This is a genomic window from Carnobacterium mobile DSM 4848 (assembly GCF_000744825.1).
GTDB lineage: Bacteria > Bacillota > Bacilli > Lactobacillales > Carnobacteriaceae > Carnobacterium_A > Carnobacterium_A mobile.
Genome location: NZ_JQMR01000001.1, coordinates 287,171 through 313,946, shown reverse-complemented (window position 1 = coordinate 313,946; position 26,776 = coordinate 287,171). Strand labels below are relative to the sequence as shown.

The 26,776-nt window shown below is 36.2% G+C and carries 24 protein-coding genes, 1 riboswitch and 1 other annotated feature; of the genes, 7 read left to right on the top strand and 17 right to left on the bottom strand.

The genetic code is table 11. The annotated features are described in order from the left end of the window. Positions 1-78: 78 nt before the first annotated feature. The 11 genes from BR87_RS01420 to dapF all read right to left on the bottom strand — a co-directional run bounded on the left by BR87_RS01420 (position 79) and on the right by dapF (position 8,939). Positions 79-1,185 (bottom strand): YqgU-like beta propeller domain-containing protein, encoded by a 1,107-nt coding sequence (locus BR87_RS01420; RefSeq protein ID WP_051929612.1) that lies wholly within the window; start codon positions 1,183-1,185, stop codon positions 79-81. A 251-nt stretch (positions 1,186-1,436) separates the two neighbouring features. Next, positions 1,437-2,426 carry an ROK family glucokinase gene (locus BR87_RS01415; protein ID WP_035027790.1) on the bottom strand — a complete coding sequence of 330 codons (990 nt, stop codon included), beginning with the start codon at positions 2,424-2,426 and terminating at the stop codon, positions 1,437-1,439. A gap of 14 nt (positions 2,427-2,440) precedes the next feature. Then, positions 2,441-2,656, bottom strand: a complete 216-nt coding sequence (locus tag BR87_RS01410) for a YqgQ family protein (RefSeq protein WP_035027787.1) — start codon at positions 2,654-2,656, stop codon at positions 2,441-2,443. A gap of 15 nt (positions 2,657-2,671) precedes the next feature. Next, on the bottom strand, positions 2,672-3,373 hold the full coding sequence (locus BR87_RS01405) for a rhomboid family intramembrane serine protease (protein WP_051929610.1): 702 nt from the start codon (positions 3,371-3,373) through the stop codon (positions 2,672-2,674). 194 nt (positions 3,374-3,567) lie between these two features. Further along, complete coding sequence (locus BR87_RS01400; RefSeq protein WP_035027784.1) at positions 3,568-3,873, bottom strand: hypothetical protein; 306 nt, start codon at positions 3,871-3,873, stop codon at positions 3,568-3,570. A gap of 80 nt (positions 3,874-3,953) precedes the next feature. Continuing rightward, positions 3,954-4,514, bottom strand: a complete 561-nt coding sequence (locus BR87_RS01395; protein ID WP_035027781.1) for a 5-formyltetrahydrofolate cyclo-ligase — start codon at positions 4,512-4,514, stop codon at positions 3,954-3,956. A 114-nt stretch (positions 4,515-4,628) separates the two neighbouring features. Then, positions 4,629-4,778: a 50S ribosomal protein L33 gene (gene rpmG, locus BR87_RS01390; RefSeq protein ID WP_034536796.1), complete on the bottom strand. Its 150-nt coding sequence runs from the start codon at positions 4,776-4,778 to the stop codon at positions 4,629-4,631. 204 nt (positions 4,779-4,982) lie between these two features. Continuing rightward, positions 4,983-6,122 carry a M20 metallopeptidase family protein gene (locus BR87_RS01385; protein ID WP_211249958.1) on the bottom strand — a complete coding sequence of 380 codons (1,140 nt, stop codon included), beginning with the start codon at positions 6,120-6,122 and terminating at the stop codon, positions 4,983-4,985. Between the two features lie 2 nt (positions 6,123-6,124). Next, complete coding sequence (locus BR87_RS01380) at positions 6,125-7,312, bottom strand: aspartate aminotransferase family protein (RefSeq protein ID WP_035027775.1); 1,188 nt, start codon at positions 7,310-7,312, stop codon at positions 6,125-6,127. Positions 7,313-7,319: 7 nt separating this feature from the next. After that, positions 7,320-8,030: a 2,3,4,5-tetrahydropyridine-2,6-dicarboxylate N-acetyltransferase gene (dapD, locus tag BR87_RS01375; RefSeq protein ID WP_035027772.1), complete on the bottom strand. Its 711-nt coding sequence runs from the start codon at positions 8,028-8,030 to the stop codon at positions 7,320-7,322. Positions 8,031-8,120: 90 nt separating this feature from the next. Beyond that, positions 8,121-8,939: a diaminopimelate epimerase gene (gene dapF, locus BR87_RS01370; RefSeq protein ID WP_035027769.1), complete on the bottom strand. Its 819-nt coding sequence runs from the start codon at positions 8,937-8,939 to the stop codon at positions 8,121-8,123. 193 nt (positions 8,940-9,132) lie between these two features. Continuing rightward, a riboswitch (Lysine riboswitch) is annotated at positions 9,133-9,276 on the bottom strand. Between the two features lie 211 nt (positions 9,277-9,487). Here dapF and BR87_RS01365 point away from each other — a divergent pair. Together BR87_RS01365 and BR87_RS01360 are read left to right on the top strand one after the other, a co-directional pair. After that, a complete protein-coding gene (locus BR87_RS01365; protein WP_035027764.1) occupies positions 9,488-9,838 on the top strand; it encodes a hypothetical protein in 351 nt (116 codons plus the stop codon). A gap of 25 nt (positions 9,839-9,863) precedes the next feature. Further along, on the top strand, positions 9,864-10,379 hold the full coding sequence (locus BR87_RS01360) for a hypothetical protein (RefSeq protein ID WP_035027761.1): 516 nt from the start codon (positions 9,864-9,866) through the stop codon (positions 10,377-10,379). Between the two features lie 61 nt (positions 10,380-10,440). Here the strand turns inward: BR87_RS01360 and BR87_RS01355 are convergent, their stop codons facing one another. Next, on the bottom strand, positions 10,441-12,561 hold the full coding sequence (locus BR87_RS01355) for a peptidoglycan D,D-transpeptidase FtsI family protein (protein ID WP_035027758.1): 2,121 nt from the start codon (positions 12,559-12,561) through the stop codon (positions 10,441-10,443). Positions 12,562-12,725: 164 nt separating this feature from the next. On the opposite strand from BR87_RS01355, the gene BR87_RS01350 reads away from it, so the two are divergent. Then, positions 12,726-15,479, top strand: a complete 2,754-nt coding sequence (locus BR87_RS01350; RefSeq protein WP_244877015.1) for a YfhO family protein — start codon at positions 12,726-12,728, stop codon at positions 15,477-15,479. Next, on the top strand, positions 15,472-16,110 hold the full coding sequence (locus tag BR87_RS01345) for a pentapeptide repeat-containing protein (protein WP_035027752.1): 639 nt from the start codon (positions 15,472-15,474) through the stop codon (positions 16,108-16,110). The genes BR87_RS01350 and BR87_RS01345 overlap by 8 nt, the downstream gene beginning before the upstream one ends. Positions 16,111-16,626: 516 nt before the next feature. Here the strand turns inward: BR87_RS01345 and BR87_RS01340 are convergent. Next, the gene (locus BR87_RS01340) at positions 16,627-17,235 is read right to left on the bottom strand and encodes a superoxide dismutase (protein ID WP_035027748.1); all 609 of its coding nucleotides are present in this window, start codon (positions 17,233-17,235) and stop codon (positions 16,627-16,629) included. A gap of 236 nt (positions 17,236-17,471) precedes the next feature. Between BR87_RS01340 and BR87_RS01335 the strand changes: the two genes are divergently transcribed. Next, complete coding sequence (locus tag BR87_RS01335; protein ID WP_035027746.1) at positions 17,472-18,221, top strand: DUF1189 domain-containing protein; 750 nt, start codon at positions 17,472-17,474, stop codon at positions 18,219-18,221. A gap of 62 nt (positions 18,222-18,283) precedes the next feature. Here BR87_RS01335 and BR87_RS01330 read toward each other — a convergent pair whose 3' ends face one another. Further along, positions 18,284-19,633 carry a DEAD/DEAH box helicase gene (locus tag BR87_RS01330; RefSeq protein WP_035027743.1) on the bottom strand — a complete coding sequence of 450 codons (1,350 nt, stop codon included), beginning with the start codon at positions 19,631-19,633 and terminating at the stop codon, positions 18,284-18,286. A gap of 372 nt (positions 19,634-20,005) precedes the next feature. On the opposite strand from BR87_RS01330, the gene zwf reads away from it, so the two are divergent. Beyond that, positions 20,006-21,487 (top strand): glucose-6-phosphate dehydrogenase, encoded by a 1,482-nt coding sequence (gene zwf, locus BR87_RS01325; protein ID WP_035027740.1) that lies wholly within the window; start codon positions 20,006-20,008, stop codon positions 21,485-21,487. An 87-nt stretch (positions 21,488-21,574) separates the two neighbouring features. On the opposite strand, the gene BR87_RS01320 is transcribed toward zwf, so the two are convergent. From BR87_RS01320 to argR, 3 genes are read right to left on the bottom strand one after another with little or no spacing between them, the layout of a single operon-like run. After that, a complete protein-coding gene (locus BR87_RS01320; protein ID WP_035027736.1) occupies positions 21,575-22,441 on the bottom strand; it encodes an aldo/keto reductase in 867 nt (288 codons plus the stop codon). A 58-nt stretch (positions 22,442-22,499) separates the two neighbouring features. Continuing rightward, complete coding sequence (locus BR87_RS01315; protein ID WP_035027734.1) at positions 22,500-24,032, bottom strand: phosphohexomutase domain-containing protein; 1,533 nt, start codon at positions 24,030-24,032, stop codon at positions 22,500-22,502. A 28-nt stretch (positions 24,033-24,060) separates the two neighbouring features. Next, complete coding sequence (gene argR / locus BR87_RS01310) at positions 24,061-24,516, bottom strand: arginine repressor (RefSeq protein ID WP_035027731.1); 456 nt, start codon at positions 24,514-24,516, stop codon at positions 24,061-24,063. 164 nt (positions 24,517-24,680) lie between these two features. Beyond that, positions 24,681-24,897, top strand: a binding site (T-box leader). An 87-nt stretch (positions 24,898-24,984) separates the two neighbouring features. Here argR and argS point away from each other — a divergent pair. Continuing rightward, positions 24,985-26,679: an arginine--tRNA ligase gene (argS, locus tag BR87_RS01305; RefSeq protein WP_035027728.1), complete on the top strand. Its 1,695-nt coding sequence runs from the start codon at positions 24,985-24,987 to the stop codon at positions 26,677-26,679. The last annotated feature ends 97 nt before the right edge of the window (positions 26,680-26,776 follow it).

Genomic DNA, 26,776 nt, shown 5'->3' with positions numbered 1-26,776 from the left:
CTCATACTCACATGAATAATTGTACACAAGAGAAAGGGTTTTTACTAGCTTTTTTTACATCTCTAATTAAGTGCTTAGTTAAGAAGAAGATTTTTCCATTTCAATCAAAGGGTAAAGCTTCTGCTGCTCTAAATCAATAATGTATTCAAAACGCCAACCATATAAGCAGTAACGCTTATTTTTAGCCATGCTGATCGGGGCATTATCAGGCAAATCAATAATAGATTCAATTTTTCGTGTCTCAAAATTCAACTTTCCAAATTCAAAATCACCTGATTCCAATTCTAATTGCGTTGATTTTTTAGCAAATACTCCATAAAGGTCTCCATTTCTTCCAGATTGTGTTAAATTAGGAAAAACCAATCGTTCATTCATGGTGACTTTGGGAATCGTAATAAATCCTTTATCGACCATAAAAGGATATTGCCGGTTTAACAATAATTCTTCTTTATTGAAATCGGAAGGAGAAAATGAAATAAATGTATCATTGTTCAAATAAAAACCTGTAACTTGACTCTGAATACGTGTTACTTCATTTGTTCGAATATCGCCCATATATAATTCTCCCGTTTGTAAGGAGAAATCATCTAAATTATCTACATATAAATAAAGATTGCCAGAATACCAAATGGGAGTCAAAGATTTTGACTGAATATCTACTAACTGATTTGTTTCAATATCCCATTTCTGAATAATCATTTCTTCTTCCCATTTATAATAAGAAATAAATAATTGATTTTGATCAACAGGATTCCAATTGACGTTCAAATAACCATTGGTTTCAATTGCCAGTTTTTGTTCTACTTCACCAGCTAAATTAATGATACGCAGTTCGCCACCTTCTTTGTCCGCAATTTGAACAAAGATAGACTGCTTATCTTCAGAGATAGCTGTTGTTAAAATAATGGCTTCTGCTTCATATAGTAAAGTTAATTTCCCCGTCGTTAAATTAAAGCGATATAATGTGTCCATATTTTCTTTCCCAGTATGCACAAGGAGTTCATCATCAGAAAGCCAGCCAACAACTTTCCTAAAATCTTCATAATTTAATGGAAGTTCATGAGGGACGTGCTCTTTTTCTTTTTTTACAGGGACAGACATATCTTTGTTGCAGCTTACTAAAAAGAAAACTGACAAGAAGACTAACACAAAGATGCTAAGCACAGTAAGCACGTTCTTTTTCATTTTATCACCTTATGTTTCTGGTTATTAGCAGTTAAGTTCATGCTGTTATCCCTTTTCTTATTGGTCTTGATGTCCATAATTATAACACAGGTCTTTTTCTTTAGCATGTTTTAACTATCTGAGGCTTTCGTTGAAATCTCCATAATTTTAACTATATTCTATTTCTTCAACGTACCTTTATAAATACTTTTGTTTAAATCTAGTCCAAAATAAAAAGACTTCCATTTTTATGGAAATCTTTTTATTTTGGATTAGATAGTTGAAAGTTTTTCATTTTTACTCATAATATCTTTAATAAGTGAACTAGCTCCAATAACACCTGCATCATTTCCTAATTGGGCTAAGCGTATTTTGCAGCTGCTGCGAATAGCTGGAAACGTAAAAGTATCAAAGTACTCCTGTACTTGTTCAATTAAAAATTCTCCTGCATTGGAGACTCCGCCTCCGATTACAATAGTAGAAGGATTTAATATATTGGCAATATTGCCGCAAGCTAATCCTAAATAAAAAGCAACCTTATCGATCACTTTTACTGCTAGAGCATCATTTTGCTTAGCAAAGTCAAATACATCTTTTGCCGTAACTAATTGGCCATCATCAATAGCAACTTTTAACGCAGATTCTCCAGCATATTCATCTGCATAATCTCTTGCTAAACGTACTACGCCTGTTGCGCTTGCGACTGTCTCCAGACAGCCTTTTTTACCGCATGTACAGTCATAACCATTTGGTTCAACAGTTATATGACCTACTTCACCGGCTGCCCCTACAGAGCCATGCAGTAAATTCCCTTCAGCAACAATTCCGCCGCCCACGCCAGTACCCAACGTTAAAAATGCCATATTGTCTTCATTCTCTCCGGCACCTTTCCAACGTTCCCCGAGTGCAGCTACATTGGCATCATTATCAATAGCAAAAGGAATCCCAGTTCCTTCTTCAATCAATAACTTGACTGGCTGCAAGGTTTTCCAATTTAAATTGTAAGCACCGATTACAGTACCGTTTTTCATATCAACAGTTCCTGGTGAACCCATCCCTATTCCAATAAAATCCTCTTTTGACATACCATATCGTTCAATGTGTTCATTAATAGATGCCACAATAGAAGGAACTATTTTAGTTCCTTCTTCAGAAATATCTGTTAACAAACTCCACTTTTGTTGTACTTCTCCAGTTTCAGTTAATACAGCTAATTTTACGGTCGTCCCGCCTAAATCAATTCCAATTAATTTTTTTGACATATTTGTATCCTCCATCACTCTTTATTTTCCATTTCTTTCTGTTCTTCTATGCGGTGTTCTTGTTTAAGTACTAAATAAGCTTTAAAGTATTCATCATCTTCTATTAAGCCCTGTTCATGTATCTTCTTTAATTCAATCATCATTAATTCTATGTCCCACAAACGCTTTCCCACATAAATGAAAATACCATAGCGTTTTAATACTTGTTGCACCTCATATAGAGTTTTCATTTTTCTCACCACCCGCTAATTAACCAGAAGCTGAACTTTCCAATACCCAATAGTTATAAATAAAATCACCATTACCAGAAAAATAACGGCATGTAACAAACGCTTTTTTTTCCAACGTGGCAATGGGTCTGCGACACTAATGGCAGTTGAAATTAAGTAGCCTCCAGCAAGTCCTCCAATATGACCAGCTAAATCAATAGAAGAATCAAAAACACCAAAAACTAAATTGATTATAACTAACAATAAAAAATTTTTAGATAATTGTTGGATTGCTGGATTATGAGGATAAGTTTTTCCTAACATTAAAGCTGCCCCAAACATACCAAAAATAGCAGTACTTGCTCCAGCTGATATGGCATTATTAGCAGCAAAACTTACTGCATTTCCAGCAAATCCACTTAGGAGATAAATAAGACCGAAACGCCAGTGACCAAAAAGACTTTCTAATTGAATTCCAAGGTAGTATAAAATAAGCGAGTTAATTAAAAGGTGCATCCAACCGATATGCAAAAACATCGGTGTTATTAACCGCCACCATTCCCCCCAAGCAATAAAGGGGTTAAATTTTGCTCCAAATTCAATTAATGTCTGTGTATTTGTGCTGCCTCCGTTAAAAGTCATTAAAATAAACAACACAATTTGGATACCTAAAAAGGTATAAGTTAGAAGAGGTTGTTTAAAAAAACGCTTTATTTTCATTTCCGATTGATAATCCAAGTCATCAACTCCATTCTTTATCACATGGGCTAATATAATGAAAATCGTATGATTTACATTATTTTCTCATTATAGCATAAAAAGTGATTGTTCACGCTAACAAAAATGTACAACAGCGACTGATTTTAAAACAACAGGCAAGAACTAGATTTAACAAATAAAAAAAAGCCTTTTAACAGGCTCTTTCTAATAAACTATTCCATATTATCAATATCTTTACTTAAATCCTGGATAGCCTCTAAGTTATGACTTTCATGCTCTTCCTCAGGTACGCGTTCACTCAAAGTAAAAACTTCATCCTTAAAATTTTTGAAATCTGCTGTTACAAAAGTAATTTGTAAGGGATTTATATAAATAGAATCGCCATTTTGATTTTCTAATAAAACTAATCGGCTATCCAGCATACCGTCTTCTGTGTTAATTATTTCATTAAATGCTGCTTGAGATAAATTGACCTTTAAAGATTCACCATTACTAAAAAAAACTTCACATGTATCCATCTGCAAAACCGTCCTTTCTTTAGTTACTATGAGTATACCAAAGGTCAGACAGGACACCAAATAGAATGAATTCCTATTTTTTATTTCTGTAGGAACTTTACTTTTTCTGCAGTGATTAAAAAATCAAGCGGTATATCAAAAGCTTCTACTGGAAATGACCCTAATTTCTGTTCTTTAAAAACTAAAGAAATAGTCGTTCCTTTATAGTCCGCTAAGAACCGATCATAATAACCGCCGCCGAATCCTACGCGGTATCCTTTCTCCGAATAAGCTAATCCAGGAACGATTACTAAATCGATTTTTGATTTAGGGATAGCCGGCAATGTTTTAAGGGGTTCTGTTAACCCGAACGATGAAGTTTCCATAGGAGTAGTTGAAGAATAAACCACAAAATCCATCTCTCGGTTTTTCTTCGTCCTAGGAACAACAACGGTTTTTCCTTCTCTCCAAGCTTTTTCGATAATCGGATAAGTAGACAGCTCCAATTCTTGAGATAAGGTAAGTGCTATTATTTCAGCTTTGTTCCATTGTTCCATTCCAAAAAGCAGTTCGTAAATATTTTTTTCTTGTTCTTTTTTTTGTTCAAACGGTAAATTATTCAGCCGTTTTATCATTTGCTGCCGAATTTCCTTTTTTGACATCTTATTTTACCTCCTTAAGAAAAAAAGTGCTGAGAATAATTACTCTCAGCACTTTTTACCCTTTATGATCAGCTACCAAATTCACCGTATAAAAAAACAACAGAAATTCTGTTGTTATTTTGTTTCACGATGTAAAGTAACGACGCGTTCGCGCGGGCAATATTTCTTAAATTCTACACGATCCGGATTGTTACGTTTGTTTTTCTTTGAGATGTAATTACGTTCTTTACATTCAGTACATTCCAATGTGATATTTACACGCATGATTTTCCCTCCAAGCACTAAACAATAATTGAAGTTACATTTCGTAAACTTCTGACTTAAATATCATATCATTTTTTTGAAAAACATGCTAGTATTTTTTTCAGGTTGTAAAGTTTTTTTACTTTACGAAGTTCTTTGCATTTATTTATTTTTATTATTGATAAAAAATTAGGTACAAAAATTTTCATTTATTTTCATTTATTATTAAAGAATATTTTCGATTTTAAGGATACGGGCATAAAGTTCAATACCTTTGAGTAAAACTTTTTCGTCAAAATTAAATCTTCCGCTATGGAGTGGAGAAGTCCATCCTTTGTCAGGTCTGCTAGTCCCCAAAAACATGAACACTCCTCTTATACCTTCTTGATAAAAGGAAAAATCTTCAGCAAGCATCACTGGCTTTATAACTTGGAAAGCCTCTTTATCAAGAGAATCCATGATCAGCTGAATCATTTTTTCATCATTGATAACAGCCGGGTAAAAATCTGTAATATCCAAAACACAGTTGACAGCTGTTATGCTTTTTATGCCATCACAAATAGCTGCTAGTCTTTCTTTTATTTTTAGGTAAGTTGCTGTATCGTAACTTCGAATTGTTCCAGAAAGTTTTGCTTTTCCTGCCACAATATTACGTACTTCCCCTGCTTGTAAAGTGCCAATATTCACTACTGCTGGTTCCAAAGGGTCTAAGTTTCGGCTTACAATATTTTGGACAGCCAATACGACATGGGCAGCAGCGACAATAGCGTCATTGCCAAGATGCGGCTGACCAGCATGAGCACTTTTCCCTTCCAAGGTTATATTGAATTCCCCATTTCTAGCCATAAGCGGTCCCGTAGCTAATCCAATTTTCCCTTCAGGAAGATCTGGATAGACATGATAACCATAAATTTTATTGACATTAAGTTTTTGAAGGATACCTGATTCCATAATTACTTTTGCTCCGCCAGGGCCTTCTTCAGCCGGCTGAAAAATCAATACTACAGTCTTTTTTAATTCAGGGAGTGATTTCAAATACTTTGCAAAGCCTAGAAGAAGGGCCATGTGCCCATCATGACCACAAGCATGCATTCTGCCAGCATGCTGAGAAGCAAAACTCATGCCGGTTTCTTCTGCCACTTCTAAAGCGTCCATATCTGAGCGAAAAGCTATCGCTTCAGTTGTCTTACCTTCAAGAACAGCTATCCAACCTGTCTGTGCTACACTACAAGGTTCGTATCCATATTCCAGCAGCTTTTTTTTCACATAAGCCGAAGTCTTTGGCAGGTTAAAGCCAATTTCAGGTATTTGATGCAACTCTCTTCTTATGGTGGTAACAGTTTCAGTTAACTCTTCTATTTTCACATTCAATTCCCCAATTCTTCCATTACTTCTTCAAATGTATCCAAAAATAATTGAATATCCTTTTCTTCAACCACAAAAGCAGGTAATAACCGGATAACTGATTTTCCTGTAACATTCAACAACACGCCTTTTTTAAAGGCGGCGTCTTTGATTTTAGCGGCATGAATTCCCACATCAACTCCAATCATGAGGCCTAATCCACGTACTTCTAAAATAATAGTTGGATACTTTTGTTGTAATTTTACCAGCTCTGTAAAAAGAAGTTGTGACATACGATGGATATGTTCTTGAAAGTCATTTTCCAGAATTACGTCAAGCAAAGCTTTTCCTGCAGCTGCAGCAACAGGATTTCCGCCGAAGGTCGTTCCGTGATCCCCTGGACTCAGTACTTCTTCTAACCTTTCACTAACCAACATAGCGCCAATCGGCAAGCCGCCTCCAAGCCCTTTCGCAAGAGTTACAATATCAGGTACGATATCGAAATATTCATAAGCAAAAAGCTTGCCCGTTCGAAAAAGACCTGTTTGAACTTCATCAATAAGAATAAGTACATCATATTTTTGAGCTAATATTTTCACTTTATTGATAAACTCTTCTGTAACTAATCGAATGCCTGCTTCGCCTTGAACGACTTCGAACATAATCCCACACGTCTGTTCATCCACTGCGTTCTCTAAAGCAGAAAGATCATTTAACGGAACATGTTTTACTCCTGGCATAACTGGTGCAAATTGTGCTTTATATTTTTCATTGCCTGTTAAACTAAGCCCTCCTATTGTCCGTCCATGGAACCCGCTCTCCAAACTAACAAAATTCACTTTATCCGGATCTTTTTCTCTGCCATATTTTTTTGCTAATTTAATCATGGCTTCGTTAGCTTCTGTTCCTGAATTGGCAAAGAACACTTTACTAGCAAAACTATTTTCAACGAGGCTTTTAGCAAGTTCTACGGTAGAGGGTGCGACAAAGTAATTAGAAAGGTGTAAATAGCTGTCTACCTGCTTTTTTACAGCTTCCATGATCTTTGGATGTTTATGTCCTAAAATATTTACCGCAATACCTGAATAAAAATCTAAAAATTTTCTTCCATCAACATCTGTTAGATACATTCCTTCTGCATCAATGATTTCCAGTGGTAAACGATTATAAAGATTTAAAACATATTTCTTATCGTCATCGATTAAAGCCATTGTCTCTTCACCTCAAACCTTCCATAAGTGCTGTTTTTTTACTTGTTTTTTCATCCTTTATTTTTATAATTCTCGCAGGAGAACCAGCAACAACGGTATTTTCAGGAACATCTTCTAGAACTATCGCACCAGCAGCAACCACTGCGCCTTTTCCGATAGTCACTCCTTCAATTACAACTGCATTAGCGCCGACAAGCACATCATCATGAATAATAACCGGTGAATTTGATGGGGGTTCAAGTACTCCTGCTATAACTGCACCAGCTCCAATATGACAATTTTTACCAATGATTCCGCGAGCTCCTATTACAGCGTTCATATCGATCATTGTATTTTCTCCAATAATCGCCCCAATATTGAGGATAGCCCCCATCATAATAACTGCTCCTTTTTGGATAGTAACATGATCTCTGATATGAGCTCCGGGTTCAATGCGAGCATCAATATGAGTAATATCCAAAAGTGGTATAGCAGAGTTGCGTCTGTCATATTCCAATACAGTATCTACTATTTTTTCTTTGTTTATTTCTATAAATGCCCGGATATCTTCCGCTTCACCAAAGATAGTAAAGCTTCTTCCGCTTCCAAAAATCTTGAGTCCCTCATACGAAACTCCATCTAACTCTCCAATAACGTATAATTTAACGGGTGTTTTCTTTTTAGCGGCTTTGATATAAGCTGCTATTTCATAGGCATCTGTTAAAAAGCTCTCATTCATTGTTATTCCTCCTGGTTTCTTCATAATTCTATTTTCTCATATAAAAAGCAGTTTGTTTGCTTTCCTTTTTTTCTTATTAGCTAGTCTCACTTATCCAATATTTTCTAACATTATTTCGCCTACAGCAACTTTTACTGCTGGACCACTAAGGATAACTGAATCAGCAAATAAAACATTCAGTTCTCCGCCATCAACATGAACTTTCACTTTTTCATCCGTTAACCCTTTTTTATGAGCGATGACCTGTGAAGAAGCAGCTCCGGTTCCGCAAGCAAGAGTATATCCGACTCCGCGTTCATAAGTACGAAGCTTGATATTTTTCCGGTCCAAAATTTGGACAAAATTAACGTTTATCCATTTAGGAAAAAATTCATGGTGACAAAGAGCATAAGCATCTTCATCAGGTACTTTGTCAGCAGTCAAGATGATGCCATGTAAAGTGCCTAAGAACAGGACATCCATCTCATACTCTCTTCCATTGACGATTAGCGATATACTATTTCCGTTGGTCAATGGATGTACTGTATCAGGATAGTCAAGCCTATAGGTGGGTTTGTTTAAATCGATAACAATGTCTTTATAACCGCGGCTTACATCAACCGATAAAATTCCAGCCAATGTTTCCACCATAAATCTCTCTTCAGCAAGAATACCCGTTTCATGAACATATCTTCCGAAACAACGTAGTCCATTCCCACACATAGGAGCAACCGATCCATCTTGATTGTAATAATTCATTTTAATATCAGCTTTTGTTGATTCTCCTGCCATCATAAGGCCATCAGCGCCTATTCCAAAAAAACGGTGGCATACTTTCTTTGCAATTTCTGGCAGTTGGCTTTCATCTATATTTTTATCATCCACAAAAATAAAATCATTTCCCGTTCCATGGTACTTAATAAACTTCATAATTTCCTCCTTCTGAAAGCTCTAGTTTCCTCTGACTTCCCTTAGCTCTAATGAATAGAAATAGCATTATTCCCTTATCCATTAGTAGAAAACTTTTATTTCTAATTTTCTCTAAAACAAAAAAATTAGTCTGCTTTCTAAAAAAACAGCCGTAAGCGAATGCTCACGGCTGTTACTACCTGCAGTCGCCCTACCAAGCTAAAGCACATTTTTCTATCATTGGGCAACGTTAGAAAAATAGTCCCATATTTATTCAACATGGGCCCAGTATCATTATACTTCGGCGTCAGCCCCTTTCCCTAGGTACTCTTGACATGACGCAGCCTCTTTTCGCATGGTATTATTATTTTTTTTATTTTACCGTTAATGTTTTAGGCTGTCAATAAAGAGTTCAAGCTAAAAAATAGTTCGTCTCATTCTAAAATTTCTGCCATTTAGCTAATATAATAAAGCTGCTATATCTTTATTAAGTTTTTTTTACATTCTATGTTTCTAAAAGATAATATGGTAAAATTAAACTTGAAGTTTAAATAAAAGAGGTGAAAATAGTGGATTTATGGATAATAGTGATTATCTTATTAGTTATTGCCATTGCATTGATTGGATGGTCTTTTTATAAAAAAGATAATGGTGAAAAAATTAAAGAAGAATTTGAAGAATTATCTCTTCAATTATTACAAGACATCTACCAATTAAAAAAACGCGTTGCTGTTCTTGAAGAAGAATTAAATATTCATTCAGAAGAAACAGCTACATCAGCAAAAATACATGACGTATTAAAAAAACATGTGATCACTTTATATACTCAAGGAGTAGCGATCGAGGATATTGCCAATCAAACGAGATTATCAGAGGCAACCATTAAAGTTGTGATAGATGACTATATCAATACAAAATAAAAACTTAAAAGAAGGAGCTTTTTGAATGAGTAAACCCACATTACGTTACATGGCACTCGGTTTTTTGATTTCTGCCATCGTTCTGGCTGGATACCGTCTTTTCCTTTACGAGCCACAGGTAAGTGCTGATCATTCGACTAAAAATGATTCTGTTACACTAAGCAAAGAAGAAGCATCCTACAAAGAAAAATATGAAAGTTTGCTAGCTGAAACAGAAGTTGCGAACTTGACTGAAGATAAAGAAAATTCAAAGGACACTGAAACAGCTTCTTCTGAAAAACCAAAAGAAGAAGATTCAGCCACAACATCAAGCGAATCAAGCAAGCCAGAAGTCGTTAAGACAACGATCGTCATTAATGACGGTGATCCAAGTAGTGTTGCTGTGCAACAATTAGAAGATCAAGGAATTATTAAGGATTCATCTGAATTTGAAACATTCCTTGAAGAAAATGATTATATTTCGCTTTTACGTCCCGGTTCTTATGAAGTAACTAGCGAAATGGATTTTCAGCAAATCGCAGATAGCTTAATGGGCCGTTAACCTTAAGTACACAAAAAACCGCTAATTAATTAGCGGTTTTTTGTGCTTTTTGTTGATTTTTCTATTCTTCAGCGTCATCTGAATCAGCATCTTTGGCTACTTCAGCATCTAAGTTTTTATACTTTCCTACACGGAAATACGCATCAAATACTTGACGAGCAATACTTGTGTTTTCTTTATTCGTATTTGGTAACGGTAAATACGGTACCACTACTGTAACCGCAATTTGCGGATCATCAAAAGGAGCATACCCAATAAATGTCCGATTTTCTACCGAAGATCCTTGGGCACTTTCTACAGGCCCAAAGTAACTCGCTTCAGCTGTTCCTGTTTTTCCTGCAGCATCGTATTCAGCACCGATAAAAGCACTTCTCGCTGAACCGTTTGCTCCATGGACTACTTGGTACATTCCTTGCTGCGCGCGGGAAAATTCCGTTTTTCCTACATTAACCGTATTTAAGATTTGAGGTTCTAGTTGAGTTTCTACTGCTCCTAGATTACCATCTTCATCTGTTCCACGAACTTCGCTTACGATTCTAGGCGCAATGCGCTTTCCGCCATTGGCTATAGTTGAGACATATTGGATCATTTGAATGGGTGTATACGTATCATATTGTCCAAATGAGAAAAACAACGGTTGTGCACCAGTAATATCTGTACCGACAAAACCAGAGCCTTCACCTGGCAAGTCGATCCCAGTTTTGATTCCTAAACCGAACTGTGCATAATAAGCTCTTAACTTATCGATGACTTCTCTACTATCAATCTTTAAAGTTGTATTAGGCGTATAGGTATATTGTCCGCCCATTCGCATAGCAACTTTTGACATGTAGACGTTTGATGACTGCTCAAGAGCACTAATATCATTCAGCGCCACACTGCCTCCGCGGTTAAATACTGAACTGATCGTATTACTTCCCGGAAATTTCAACGGTTCATCCACAAGTGTATTATCATCTAATGTCAGTGCACCATCCATATAACCGGCCAAGACGGTCGCTGGTTTCACTGATGATCCCATTGAAAATGCCCCATTAATTGCCCCTAAAGCATCATCTTCAATTTTCCCTGTCGATAAATTGATTTTTTGTCCAGTCATTGCCAGTATTTTACCGGTATTGGGATCAGAAGCGACCACATAAACACGGTCATTTAATCCTTGACGGTGCTGCACCAAAGAATCTCGCGCAATATCTTCTACTATTTTCTGAAAGTTCATATCGGTCGTCAATACCAAATTATCCCCTTTTTTCCCGGCATAGCTTTGGATCGTATTAACGATATCGCCATTTTGATTGGTCTCTGTAGCTGATTTTGATTTTGAACCGCTTAGGACTTGCTCATACTGCAATTCCAAATTGCTATTTCCTACCCGGTCATTACGAGCATAGCCTTTAGCAAGATAAGTAGCAGCCTTATTGTCCGGCAGCCCTTTCGCTTCTGTGGTCACATCCCCTAAAATGCTTTTTAACATTTCTCCTTCAGGGTAAGTCCGAACCCAGTCAGTACCTGTATCAACGCCAGGTAAAGCCAACAAGTTTTCACTAACCTTGGCCACTTCTTCATCCGTCACATTTTCACTTTTGATATTGATCGTTGACAAAGCGTAGGCGCTGTTCATTCGTTTAAAAATTGCCGCTGCTTCTTGTTCTTCTGCAGTAAATTGAATATCTTCATCTGTTACATGGTTAACTTGTGCTTGATAAAGTTCCGTTGCAGGCAAATTCAATTCCTTTTCTGATAAACGTTTATTTATTTTGCTTTCATTTAACGCTATCCAAAAATCTTGCAAATCTCTTTTAGATACGTCGAAATCTTCTTTTGTATCCAATTCCGTCACATGGGGCATCTCGATATATTGAGCCAAATTCATTGCAATGGTTGCCATATCTTTTCCGGATATCCCTTTACCCCTTGTATAGGTGATTGCTTGAAGAGGAGTATTCCCCACTAACTTGCGGTACTGGCTGTCATAAATCTCGCCACGCGGTACCGTTCCAGTTGCCAGAGTTGTTTCTGTCCGTTGTACTTGAGTTTCAAATTCTTCGCCTTGCACGATTTGTAAATAGCCTAAACGCAAAATAAGCGTCGCAAACAATAAAAAGACCGTGAAAAATAAAAGATTTAAACGAAAAGGTATGTGCGACTTTTTTTTATTATTCTTTTTTTTATTCGATTTCACTCCTACACCTTCCTATTCCACTTAACTTCGTCTATTGTAACAAATCCAAACAAAATTAACCATTGAATGAAGAATTTTTTAATTATTCCTTAGCAATCTATGCTATTCTAGACATTAGAAATCTATCTTTATTTTTGAAAGACTTATTTATTGGAGTGAGTATCGTGCAATTTTCAATTAAATCTTTTTTCTATAAACAATGGCCTCTATTATTGGCCTTTTTTATCCCTTTGTTGATAATGTCAGGCATTTATATTATTCAAGGAGTTTACCCTTTTGGTAATGGTTCGTTAATGACTGTTGATTTAGGACAGCAGTACGTTGACTTTTTTTCTTATTACCGACAAACTTTTTTTGAAGACCCTTCTAGTTTTTATTATTCTTTTTCTAAAGCTATTGGCGGCGATATGGTGGGGTTATGGGCTTATTATTTGACCAGTCCTTTTAACCTTCTGTTTTTACTTTTTCCGCATAGTCAAGTTTCCCTAGCTATTACTTGTTTGACTCTTTTAAAAATCAGTTTAACAGGATTAAGTTTTGGTTGGTTACTAAGAAAAGCTTTTAATGGAAACGGCTTTATTTTAGCAGCATTTTCTATCAGCTATGCTTTAATGGGTTATACGATCGTCAATCAACTAAATGTTATGTGGCTGGATGGATTGATTTTTTTACCTTTGATTGCGCTGGGTGTTGAACAGCTGCTTTTTCAAAAGAAAGGATTAACTTATTCACTTTTTTTAGCTCTTGCTTTATTTTCGAATTACTATATTAGCTACATGATCTGCTTATTTTTGATCGGCTACTTTCTTTTTCGTCTTACTGGAATGTCCTACTCGCATTCGCTATCTTTTAAAGAAAAAGTAAAAGAAAACTTTCAGCTGATTGGTTTGTTCTTATGGCACTCTTTATTAGGTGCCGGCTTGAGTGCTATTTTGTTACTGCCTACTTTTCATTCTTTGCTGGGAAGTAAAGCCAGCTATACTAAACTGGTTTTTGATTGGGAACTGGCTTTTCCTTTCCATGAAATGCTTTCAAAATTAATGATCGGCGCTTTTAATTTTGATCAAATGCCTACTGGCTATCCCAATCTTTTTATCGGGAGTTTAGCCTTGGTTTCTTTCGGGTGTTACTTTTCCAATCGGGCTTTTCCGTTTCGAGAACGAATCACAGCCTTGTTGTTAATGATTCTTTACGTAGTCTCAATGAATTTAAAAGCTTTTAATATGGTTTGGCATGCTATGCAGTATCCAATTTGGTATCCTTATCGTTTTTCTTTTGTTGTCTGTTTCTTTATGATTTTAAACGGCTATCGCAGCTTTATGAAAATGGAAGGGTTACGACCACTTGAAACATTCTTCAGTGTTATTTTAGTTACGGTTATCGGAATCAGTGTCTATCAAGGCAACTATGACTTTGTCTATCCGGAACAAATAATTCTGACTATCGTTTTTAGTCTGCTTATTATCTTTCTGCTGATTGTCAAACCGCAACAATACCGCTGGCTTGCTTTGATTCTTTTTTTAATTACTGCTGTTGAGATGGGTACAAATGCTCAAATTGATTTGTCACGTTTAAGCTACGTTAAACAAGACTCCTTTTCAACTTATCAAAAAGAATTAGACACAACCATCGCTGCAATTCAAAAAAAAGACGCTGGTTTCTACCGAATCGAAAAAACCTTTTTGCGTTCCAAAAATGATAGTTTCCAAGCTGATTTTCCAAGCGTTTCTCATTTTAGCTCTACTTTTGAAAAAGAGATCCCGCAATTGTTTGGACGGTTGGGCTTTCCTGTAGGTGATGGTTTTATTGCCTATGCGAATGGCACTTTAGTTACAGATGCGCTTTTTGGAATCAAATATTATATCAGCGAACAAAATGAACTGTATCGTTTGCCTGAAAGAAAAGACGAATTATTAAAAGATGCCTCTTTATTAAAGCAAATAGAGGCTCTTCCGGCTGCTGAAATGGTTAATCCAGCTTTTCAATTGTCCTTGATGCAGACTAAACCAGATTTACGTGCTTATCAGCCTTTTGCTGAAACCACCCGGACGGTCTTGTACCAAAACCCTTATGCTCTGCCACTTGCGTTCGGCAGCAACAAAGCTGTGTTAGATGTCGCTGCTGAAAGCAATCAGCCAATCCAATTACAAGAAGAATTGTTACGCGGACTAACAGGAATGCCTAGTCAAACAAAAATGTTTGTTCCACTAGATTTTACGAGTACAGTCTATCAAAATGTGTCCGTCTCTCAAACCAGTCAAAGACAAATGTATACCAAACAGATTTCTAATGAAGAAGCTTCTGTTACGTTCCAATTTAAACCGGAAACAAATGGTGCTTATTATGTAACATTAGGACCAAATGTCAAAGAAGAGGATACAGCTATTTACTTAAATGGGCTTCCATTTACGCAATATCCTACTTACCGTGATGTGTTAGTCTTGAATTTGGCCAATGTAAACAAAGGCGACACAATTACCATTAAGTTTTCCTTGAAAAAATCAACCCTGCTTTTAGAAGATACGCAGTTGTATCAATTAGATCAAACTGCTTTCACATCAGCTATCGATCAATTACAACAAAGTGGTATGGACATAACCGAACACAGCAATGTTCGGATTAAAGGAAAAGTAACTATCCAAGAAGATCAGAAGCTGCTGTTTACCTCCATTCCATACAGTCAAGGCTGGACAGTGAAGATCGATGGCATTCCCGCAAAAACAGAAAAAGCAGTAGATAGTTTATTAGCAGTCCCAATAAAATCGGGAACACATACGGTTACTTTTCAGTATCGGACACCTTGGTTCAAAGAAGGCATGATTTTGTCTCTAATTTCAGCACTTCTCTTACTGATTACTCATCTAGCTGTATTAAAAACAAAAAATTATCATTTATTTAAAGGAGAACAGAATGACTAAAAAAATAAAAATTACGCCGCCTAAGCTAACTCATGATTTGCTGCCTGGAAACTTTGACGAATTAGAACATGAAGCTTATTATACGAATACTCTTTTTCAGGATTGTTCATTATCCGATGTTTCTTTTGAAAAAGTATGTTTTAAAAACGTTGCTTTTGTCAATGTTACTTTTGAAAATTGTCAGTTTCACCAAATAGAGTTACTGGATGTAACGTTTGAAAAATGCAATATCAGCAACACGGAGATGATTGAAGCCATCATTCAACGTGCTCAATTTGCCAATACGAAGTTTTTAGGAACTAATTTTGCTGAATCATCAATCATGGACACCACTTTTACTGAATGCTTTGGCAACTATGGATCGTTTAGTTATGCTTCTTTAAAAAGAGTGTGTTTTACTAAAACTTCATTGATTGAAAGTGACTTTTTCGAAATCAAGTGGCAACATTTATTTTTTGAAAAATGTGAATTAGACGGAGCAAATTTCATGCAGACAAATATGAAGGGATTGAATTTAAGTTCCTCTACTTTTGACCGTATTGCTATATCCACTGACTTACTCAAAGGCAGCATTTTAAATGCTGGACAAGCCTTGGTAATAGCTGGCGCTTTAGGCATTCAAATCGAATAATACTAGAAAAGCTCTTTGTCTCTTTGATAAGAGCTTTTTTGATTGGTTTGTCTGCTAGACTGCCTCTACCGGACAATTCAACATGATTTTCCGCTGCTTTTGTCTGCTAGACCGCCTCTACCGAACAATTCAACATGATTTTCCGCTACTTTTGTTTGCTAGACTGCTTCTACCAGACAATTCAACATGATTTTCCGCTGCTTTTGTCTGCTAGACCGCCTCTACCGGACAATTCAACATGATTTTCCACTGCTTTTGTCTGCTAGACCGCCTCTACCGGACAATTCAACATGATTTTCCGCTGCTTTTGTCTGCTAGACTGCCTCTACCGAACAGTTCAACATGATTTTCCGCTGCTTTTGTTTGCTAGACCGCCTCTATCTGATATTTTCTCAATAATTGACTGAAGAAAAATGAATGATTATGAAGCCTTAAGACAGCACAAAAATAAAGCAGACGGATAAGTGGCTATTCCGTCTGCTTTATTTTGTTTTGCTTTATTTCATTCAGCTGCTTTTATTTTGCTGCTGCGTAATTTTTTGCTGCTTCTTCCCAGTTTACTAAGTTCCAGAATGCTTTGATGTAATCAGCACGAACGTTTTTGTAGTTCAGGTAATAAGCATGTTCCCATACGTCTAATCCTAAAACTGGAGTTTTGCCTTCAGATAATGGAGAATCTTGGTTTGGTGTTGAAGTGATGGCTAATTTTCCGCCGTCTACTACTAACCACGCCCAACCAGATCCAAAACGGCCAGCTGCTGCTGCTGCAAATTCTTCTTTAAATCTGTCTAAGCTGCCAAAAGTAGATTCGATTGCTTCTTTCAATTCACCAGTTGGTTCGCCGCCGCCTGTTGGAGAAAGAATTTTCCAGAAAAAGCTGTGGTTTGCATGTCCGCCACCATTATTACGTACTGCTGTGCGTATTTCTTCAGGAACTGCTGTCAAATTAGAAACCAATTCTTCAATTGATTTTTCTCCTAATTCTGGGTGTTTTTCGATTGCCTTATTTAAATTCGTCACATAAGTGTTGTGATGTTTGTCATGGTGCAAATGCATCGTTTCTTCATCAATAGAAGGTGCTAACGCATCATATGCATAAGGTAATTCCGGTAATTCATAAGCCATAATTAAATTCCTCCGTATATATATTTTTTGTGATTCCTTTGCTACCTTTTAAATGTAACACCTTTCATATAAAAATTCAAAGCCTTTGCCTTTATTTTTGATACAACACTTTTCTTTTCTAAGATTTTTGTGAAAAATTCCTTATTGATATTGAGTTTAATACTATAAAAGACTACAATAATAAAGAACGTCTTTTATAATAAGGTTAGGAGAGGATAAATATTTATTTTTTAAATTTGATAAAAACAGCTTTTATTCATCCAGAACAGTTAGCCACCGCACGTAGTCTAAAAAAGAGAAATGTTTTTCTTTATCTCTTACTTTTAGCTTTCATAACAGCCATTCCTACCTGGATCCAAGGAAATCAGATTCTAAAAGACATCAAGCACGATGGACAAACGATCGATGAACATCTGCCAGCCTTTAAAATTGAACAAAATCAACTCGTTACCGATGAATCTGTAGAAAGTTTTATTTACCAAACTGATTCTATTATTTTTACTTTTGATCCTACCGGCAAACAAACCGTTGCAGATGTAAACAATAATACTATTGGTACAACGATTGGTGTAGCTTTACTTAAAGATCGCTTTTACTTAAACGCTCCTGGGTATCCTATTGAAATACCCTATTCCAACATGAATGGCATTACAGATCAGTTTTTTACTGATTTAGTGACCGGAACACAAACAACAAATCGTTTTGTGTTTATCTTTTCATTCGTTCTGATTTGGTTGATCAGTTTAGTCCTTGTTGTGATCTACAATTTACTGTACACGGTTTTTGCTAATCTTATTGCAGCTGTAAGTCGGCGGCCTTTACGTTTTGGCGATAATTGGAAAATTGTACTCGCAGCTTCAACTTTACCGACTTTCTTCTTTGCAATACTCAACAGTTTCAACTTAACTCCTTATCTTCAATTGGAAGTCAAAATGGTTGTAACACTGTATTTTTATTATTTGGCAATTAGAAAGTTGCCTAAGTAGTCTTTGCCTACTGAATAAAAAAGACCAGTAAACGAGAAATTTCGTTTACTGGTTTTCTTATGTTATTTTTTTTTATTTGCTTTCTTAATTGCATTCGCTTGTGTACGGCGTTCAACACGGCGTTTTTTAACGTTGCTTGCTTTAATTGCACGTCCCATTTTTTTCTTATATCCAGGTTTGATATTTTTTTTCGCTTTTTTTATCATTCCCCGAGTTGCTCCATCAAGGGGTTCTGATTTTACCTTTTCGCGTTGAGCACGACGTTTACGATCAAAAGTATCAACAATTTCCCCATTTTTAACGGTTTTAGGTTCAAAAGTAATACCTAATTTTTCAATGTCAATAATCAGGTTTTCATCGCTAGGCGCATATAAAGTAATGGCTGTTCCTTTAAGGTTGTTTCGTCCTGTCCGGCCGACACGGTGAATAAAGAAATCCAAATCGCGCGGAATCTCAGCATTGATGACATGAGAAACTCCTTCAATATCAATTCCACGAGCTGCTAAATCTGTCGCTACTACAAATTGGTATTCTAAATTTTGAACTTGCTTCATAACCCGTTTCCGCTCACGAGGAGGAATGTCCCCATGAATTTTAGCAACTTTTACTCCTCTAGCTTTTAGTCCCTCAGCGATCTCATCTACTTTTGCTTTCGTATTAGCAAATATCATCACTAAATAAGGTTGTCCAATCATCAGCAATTCATAAATAACATCAATTCGATCTCTGCCTTTAGTTGAAATCAACCAATTCTCAATAGAAGAAGAAATAACTTCTTTTGGTTGAATGTGTTCATATAAAGGATTTTCCATATATTTTTTTAAGAACGGCTTTAACTTGTTAGGAATCGTTGCTGAGAAAACTAACATTTGTAATGGCGTCGGTAACTTACTAGCAATTTGATCAATATCTTCCAAAAATCCCATATCGAGTGTCATATCTGCTTCGTCAATTACCAGTACAGGTGCAGTATGGATCAATAAGGCGTTTTCGGTTACCAAATCTAAGATGCGTCCAGGTGTGCCTATGACAACATGCGGTTGGGTACCTGCCAATTTTGCTATTTGTCGTTTTTTATCTGTCCCGCCGACAAAGTTTTGTACAATGATTCTTTCTGGTGCTTTTTCAACGAGTTGAAGTGCTGCTTGATAAATCTGTTCCGCCAATTCTCGGCTTGGAGTTGTAATGACGACTTGTACTTCTTTTTTTGCCGGGTCAACTGCATTGATCAAAGGCAATAAGAACGTATGCGTTTTACCAGATCCTGTTTGAGATTGACCAATTACGCTCTTTCCTTTTTTTATAGCAGGAATAAGTTTGTCTTGCACTTCAGTCGGCTGAGTAAATCCTATTTCGTTGATTGCTTCTATTAAAAATGGATGTAAATTAAATTTTTCAAATGTATGTTCCACTATTGTCCGCCTCTTTTCTATCGATACTCTTTTGCATCTTGTGTATTATACCATAATCAGCCTTCATTCGTTAAGAAATTGTTCGTTCTATGAGGATTTTGCCATTGTTTTACTTGACAATAGTCTTCCATTTGGAAACCAATGTTCATAAAATTAGTTTATGATTGACAATTGTATTTTTTATTTGCCTTGCCATCTCTTTATTTTTTAATCACCGGTTGACTTGAATAGACAATTTCTATTTAATGAAGTTGTAGTATTTTATTGATCAGGTTTGATTGATTCTAACAACAGATACTTGTATAATATGGAAGATGACCGTTTGCGAATAAAGCGCTACACAAGGTTATATCGAAAGAGAGGTAAAGATAAATGAGTAAAGAAAAGATTGCTCTGTTTACTATTTTTGGTGGAACAGGAGATTTGGCAAAGAGAAAACTATATCCTTCTCTTTATCGATTGTACAAAAAAGGTTACCTTGCGGAAAAATTTGCAGTAATCGGAACAGCAAGAAGAGAATGGACAGATGATTACTATCGTGAAATCGTCGTGAATTCTATTCAAGATCTAGTAGAATCTCCTGAACATGCCCAAGAATTTGCAAGTCATTTTTATTATCAATCTCATAATGTGACTGATATCGAACATTACGATATCCTTAAGCTTTTATCAGAAACTTTAGATACTCGTTATCAATTAGAGGGAAATCGATTGTTTTATCTAGCAATGTCTCCTAAGTTCTTTGGTGTCATTTCACAGAATTTAAAAGACTGCAACTTGCTTACAGCTGAAGGTTTCAATCGCTTGATTATTGAAAAACCATTTGGCCACGATTACGAAAGTGCGCTTGAATTGAATAACCAAATTCGTGCATCATTTGAGGAAAATCAAATTTACCGTATCGACCATTATTTAGGAAAAGAAATGGTTCAGAATATTTCTGCAGTTCGTTTTGCTAATAATATGTTTGAAGCTATGTGGAATAACCGTTATATCGATAATATTCAAATCACTTTAAGTGAATCGATTGGGGTAGAAGAACGAGGCGGATATTATGATACCAGCGGCGCGTTGAGAGATATGCTGCAAAACCACATTCTTCAAGTCATTTCGCTATTGGCAATGGAGCCTCCAACTCGTTTGCAAGATAAGGAAATTCGTACAGAAAAAATTAAAGCCTTGCAAGCAGTCCGTCTTTTCAAACCAGAAGAAGTGTCTGACTACTTAGTCCGCGGCCAATATGGTCCAAGTTCCATCAGCGGTGAAGAATTGAAGGGTTACCGGGAAGAATTCAATGTTGCTCCTGATTCTCAGACAGAAACCTTTGTAGCTGGAAAAATCATGATCGATAATTTCAGATGGTCTGGTGTTCCTTTTTATTTCCGGACTGGTAAAAGGTTAACGAACAAAGGTACGCAAATTGATATCGAATTTAAAAATGTTCCTTTAAACTTATTTGATAACAATGATGAGCCTTTACCCCCCAATGTCTTAACTATTTATATTCAACCTATTGAAGGATTTTCTTTAGAATTGAATACTAAAAAAGTAGGTCTTGGTCTAGAAACAGAAACCTTGCAATTAGAGCATAAACATTCTGCAGAAACTACAGCTAATAGTTCAGAAGCATATGAAAAACTGATTTTGGATTGTCTGAATGGAGATTCTACCAACTTCACTCACTGGGATGAAGTTGCGAGCTCATGGAAATTCGTTGATATTATTCGTAAAGCTTGGGATAATGAGATAGTAGAATTTCCTAACTACCCAAGCGGTTCTATGGGTCCGGTCGAAAGTGATCAGGTTCTAACAAAAGATGGCTTTAAATGGCACTGGTGTCCTGACAAACAGTAGAAACAACGAAGTGCAACAAGAAGTATTTAAAGCTAATTTTATAAAAAATAAAGGAGAGTTGGATTTTTTACCAACTCTCCTTTATTTTTATGCATTTTTTGGTCTAATAGACGTTTCCTTCATTCTTTCCTGATCATCAGGATCGCCGCCATAACGGGTTTCGGTATTTAATTTAGCAATTTCTTTCATATCTTCTTCTGTTAATGAAAAATCAAATAATTCACTATTTTCTTTAATCCGGTCAGCATGGACAGATTTAGGAATGATCACTTCTCCTCGTTCTAAGTGCCAGCGTAAAATCACTTGTGCGGGAGTTTTAAAATATTTTTGCCCAATATCTTTTAATATCGGGTTATTTAAGAGATCAGATTTCCCTTGACCCAATGGTCCCCATGCTTCATGGAGAATCCCGTTGGCTTTCATATACTCATGGAGCTCATTTTGAGGAAACTCAGGATGCGTTTCGATTTGATTGATCATCGGTTGCATTAATCCTTGATTTTTTAATTCTTCTAAATGGTGAATTTGGAAGTTCGATACACCAATTGCCCGAATTTTTCCAGCTTCGTATAACTCAATCATAGCTTTCCAAGTTTCAACAAATTTTGGAGCAGCCCAATGGATCAAATACAAATCTAAGTAATCTGTTTCTAATTTATCTAATGATTCTTGAAAAGCAATTTTTGTTTGTTCATACCCTTGATCGTAGTTCCATACTTTAGAAGTTATAAAAACATCCTTACGTGGTATCCCTGCTTCTTTCAGCCCGCGTGCTACATATTGTTCGTTTCCGTATATTTTAGCCGTATCAAAATGTCGGTATCCTACCTCAACGGCCGTTTTAACTGCTTCGACTAATTCTTTTTCATCTTTCATTAAAAAAACGCCTAAACCTAATTTAGGAATTTTTACTCCATTGTATAATTCATAACTTTCAAGTAATGCCTCACCCATAAATGAACAACTCCTCTTTATTATTTACTCTATTATCATAGGACAACTTTGCTTCAAATTACAAGCGAGACGCATCTAGATCGGTTTGATTTGTAAAGAACTCTCGCAGATCTTGTCTTAGGCTTTTGATAGCTCCCTGCTGGTCGCTTTCTAAATTTAATACTAGCAAAGGTTCATGTAAACTCAACCGCAAAAGCAGCCAGCCTGTACCATACTTTCCACTTGTGTTGACCCTGACTCCTTCTAAATTATTGGGTTCAACTGTTAAGTCAGGAGTTTTTTGAATAAATTCTTTGAATCTCTTAAGTACTGTCATTCCTGTTTCTTGAACAGCTTCTGATAAAATGCGGAAACGAACCTCATCTGTTTCTACCGGTTGTTTTAATGCTTCTATTAAACTGATAATGGTTTTATTCTCTTTTTGCAGTACAGCATCAGCTATTAATATTCTTGCAGCTAAATAAGCGCCGTCATCCAAGAAAAAGTTTTCTTTTAGTGCCGCATGTCCACTTGTTTCAATTGCTAAACTAGTTGGGATCCCCTCTTTGTTGAGCTCTATCGCTTGATTGATTACGTTTCGATAACCGGTTAAGTAGCGGTTTTGCTTTCCGCCTAAGTCTTCAATAAACGTTTTCAAATGTTCCGAAGTGGTGGAATTAGTTACAATAGTCGTTCCAGGGTTTTCTTTGATCAAAATAGCTGCGATAACAGCAATCAAATTGTTTCGATTTAGCGTTACTCCTTCATGGTCAACTAATGCTGAGCGGTCAACATCTGTGTCAAAAATAATACCTAAGTCTGCTTTATTTTTCAAAACAGCTGTTTGAATACTTTGCATTGCTTCTTTGTTGTCCGGATTAGGAATATGATTAGGAAAATTACCATCCGGCTCCAAAAATTGGCTACCTTTTATATTCGCACCTAGTTTTTCTAAAACTTCAGTTGCAAAGAAACCACCCGCTCCATTGCCAGCATCTACAACAATATGACGTCCAGTCAGTGGTTGCTTATAATTAGTTGGATCATTGATCCATTTTTGAATTTTAGCAACTAAATCAACAGCATAATCTGAGAGCAAAGATTTTTTTATCACTATTCCTGTGCTTTTTTCCAAAGTAATGTCGTGCGGTGCTGCATTTTTTAAAATGTATGCAATGTCCTCATGTTCTGCACCGCCGTCTTTAGTAAAAAATTTTAACCCATTGTATTCATACGGCAAGTGACTAGCTGTTATCATGATCGCTGCATCACACTGATACTCCTCATATTGCGTCGACATAAACATAGCCGGTGTTGTTGCTAATCCAGCATCGATAATATCGATACCGATTTTTGTTAAGTTCTCGATCAGAATAGTCTGAATACGTTGCGCAGATAACCGACTATCATAACCGATTGCTACTTTTATAGCGTGTGCTTGATCAACCGGCAGCTGTTTAACTTCTTTTAACCAAACTGCCAGTCCATATGCGATACGTTCAATCCGTTCATCTGTTAAGGTTACTTGGTTATCACTTGTTTGTAGGGCAATTCCACGAATATCCGAGCCATTTTGTAAACTGGCTAAACCTGAATCTGATACCGCTGACATTCTTCTACCTCCCCTGCCTTCTTTAGTATTAGAGATTTACCCATCTGTGTAAATAGTCATACATTTTAGTAGCGTCTTCTTCATCTTTCGAAATAATTAAACAGGTATCGTTTCCAGCAATCGTTCCCACTTTCTCTGGAAAATCAATGGCATCCATTAAAGCACCAATAACATGAGCATTCCCAGGGATAGTCATCAATATAGTCATAAATTGAACGCGTGTTAGTTTAATAACGACTTCGCTTAATGTTGATTGCAATTTTTCTTCATTCGACATTTTATTGTTTTGAAAAAGGGCATACTTAACATTTCCATTTGAAGTAGTTGTTTTCACCAAATGCATTTCTTTAATATCACGAGAGATTGTTGCTTGAGTTGCCTCTACCCCTTCTTCTTTGAGGTAATGCAACAACTCTTCTTGCGTACCAATGTCATAATTATTAATTATTTGCTTGATAGCTAATTGACGATTTGATTTTTTCACTGTCAGACCTCCTTATAATTAAACGATTCTTTATTATTATACCAAAAAAAAGATGAATCCGCTTATATTTCATGATTTCTTTCCAAAAAGATGAATAAAAATTCTTTTTGAAAAGATTGGAATTATTCAGTATGATTTGTTATAATCAATAAATAAATATAAATATTCTTTCGTTGATGAAGAGAGTACTGTTTGGAATTGTTTTAAGCGAGTTGGGATGGTGTGAGCCAATAGCAAAAAAAACAGGAAGCGCACTTTTGAGAAAATAATTTGAAATTAGTAAAATTATTCGGTTTTGTTTGCCGTTATCTAAAAACAAGTGGTTTTGTCTTTTAGGCAAAGCAACAAGAGTGGTACCGCGGGCTTAATCTCGTCTCTTTTTTGATTTAATTATTGAATCAAATCAGAGGCTTTTTTTGTGTCTACGATTAAGAAATAGATCAATCAATTTATATAGGAGGAAAAAAAATGAATTACAAATTAGTGATTGCTGAAGCTTTGCACCAGCAAATCGGTGACACCTTACCAATGGAAACAATTTTCAACTTGCTTGAAAAGCCTAAAACAGCTGAACACGGAGATGTGGCTTTTCCTACTTTTACATTAGCAAAAACGTTTCGTAAAGCTCCTCAGCTTATTGCTGCTGAATTAGGTGAAGTGGTTTCTTCTCCTATTATTGAAAAAATTGAAGTAGTTGGGCCTTATTTAAACTTCTTCTTAGCTAAAAAAGCAGTTAGTAAAGCTGTTCTATCAGATGTATTGCAAGAAGGGGCTCATTACGGAGACCTAACTATTGGAGAAGGGAAAAATGTTCCAATCGATATGTCTTCTCCTAATATTGCTAAACCCATTTCAATGGGACATCTGCGCTCAACAGTTATCGGAAATGCCTTGGCTAATATTTATCACAAAGTTGGCTATCAACCTATTAAAATCAATCATCTTGGGGACTGGGGCACACAATTCGGTAAGTTGATTGTCGCTTATAAACTATGGGGAGATGCAGATGCCATTGCTGCTGAACCGATTGCTGAACTCTTACGCCTTTATGTAAAATTCCATTCTGTGGCTGAAGAAAAACCAGAACTTAATGACAATGCACGTGAATGGTTTAAAAAATTAGAAGATGATGAACCTGAAGCTGTTTCTCTTTGGCAATGGTTCCGAGAAGAATCTTTGAAAGAGTTCAATCATATTTATGATATGTTGGACATCCACTTTGATTCGTTTAACGGAGAAGCTTTCTATAACGATAAAATGGATGAAGTCGTGAACCTTCTGGAAGAAAAAGATTTATTGAAAATCAATCAAAATGCCAGTATCGTCGACTTAGAAAAGTACAATTTAAACCCAGCTTTGATTAAAAAATCAGACGGTGCTACTTTATACATTACTCGTGATTTAGCTGCAGCTATCTACCGCAAACGCACTTATGATTTTGCCCAAAGCTTATATGTAGTTGGAAATGAACAAAGCAACCACTTTAAACAATTAAAAGCTGTTTTAACTGAAATGGGTTATGAATGGTCGAATGATATGCACCATGTCCCATTTGGCTTGATCACACAAGGCGGCAAAAAACTTTCTACCCGCCAAGGAAAAATCGTACTGCTTGAAGAAGTTTTAAATGAAGCAATCGGCTTAGCTCATCAACAAATTGAGGAAAAAAATCCTGATTTGCCAAATAAAGATGCAGTCGCTGATCAAGTTGGAATTGGTGCGGTAATTTTCCATGACTTAAAAAATGATCGCTTGAACAACTTTGACTTTGTTATTGAGGAAGTTGTGCGTTTTGAAGGCGAAACAGGTCCTTATGTCCAATACACAAGAGCACGTGCAATGAGTATCTTACGCAAAGCTGGAGTTGTAGACATAGATGTTGCTGGAGAATATGCATTAGACGATCCTTACAGCTGGGAAATCATTAAATTATTACAAGAATACCCTGATATCGTTCAAAGAGCTTATAATAAACTGGAACCTTCCGTTATTGCTAAACATGCCCTTCACTTAGCGCAAGCTTTTAACCGCTACTATGCAAACAGCAAAGTCTTAGTTGAGGATGCAGAAAAACCTGCACGTTTAGCCTTAGTCCAATCTGTTGCCGCAGTTCTAAAAGAGGACTTGCGATTATTAGGAGTCAAAGCTCCCGACCAAATGTAGCATTAGAAAAAGAACAAAATAACTAAAAAAAGCTGCTATTCTTTGATTGAATGGCATAAACCTCCCAAAGACTAGTGATTTCTTTATTCTTTGGGAG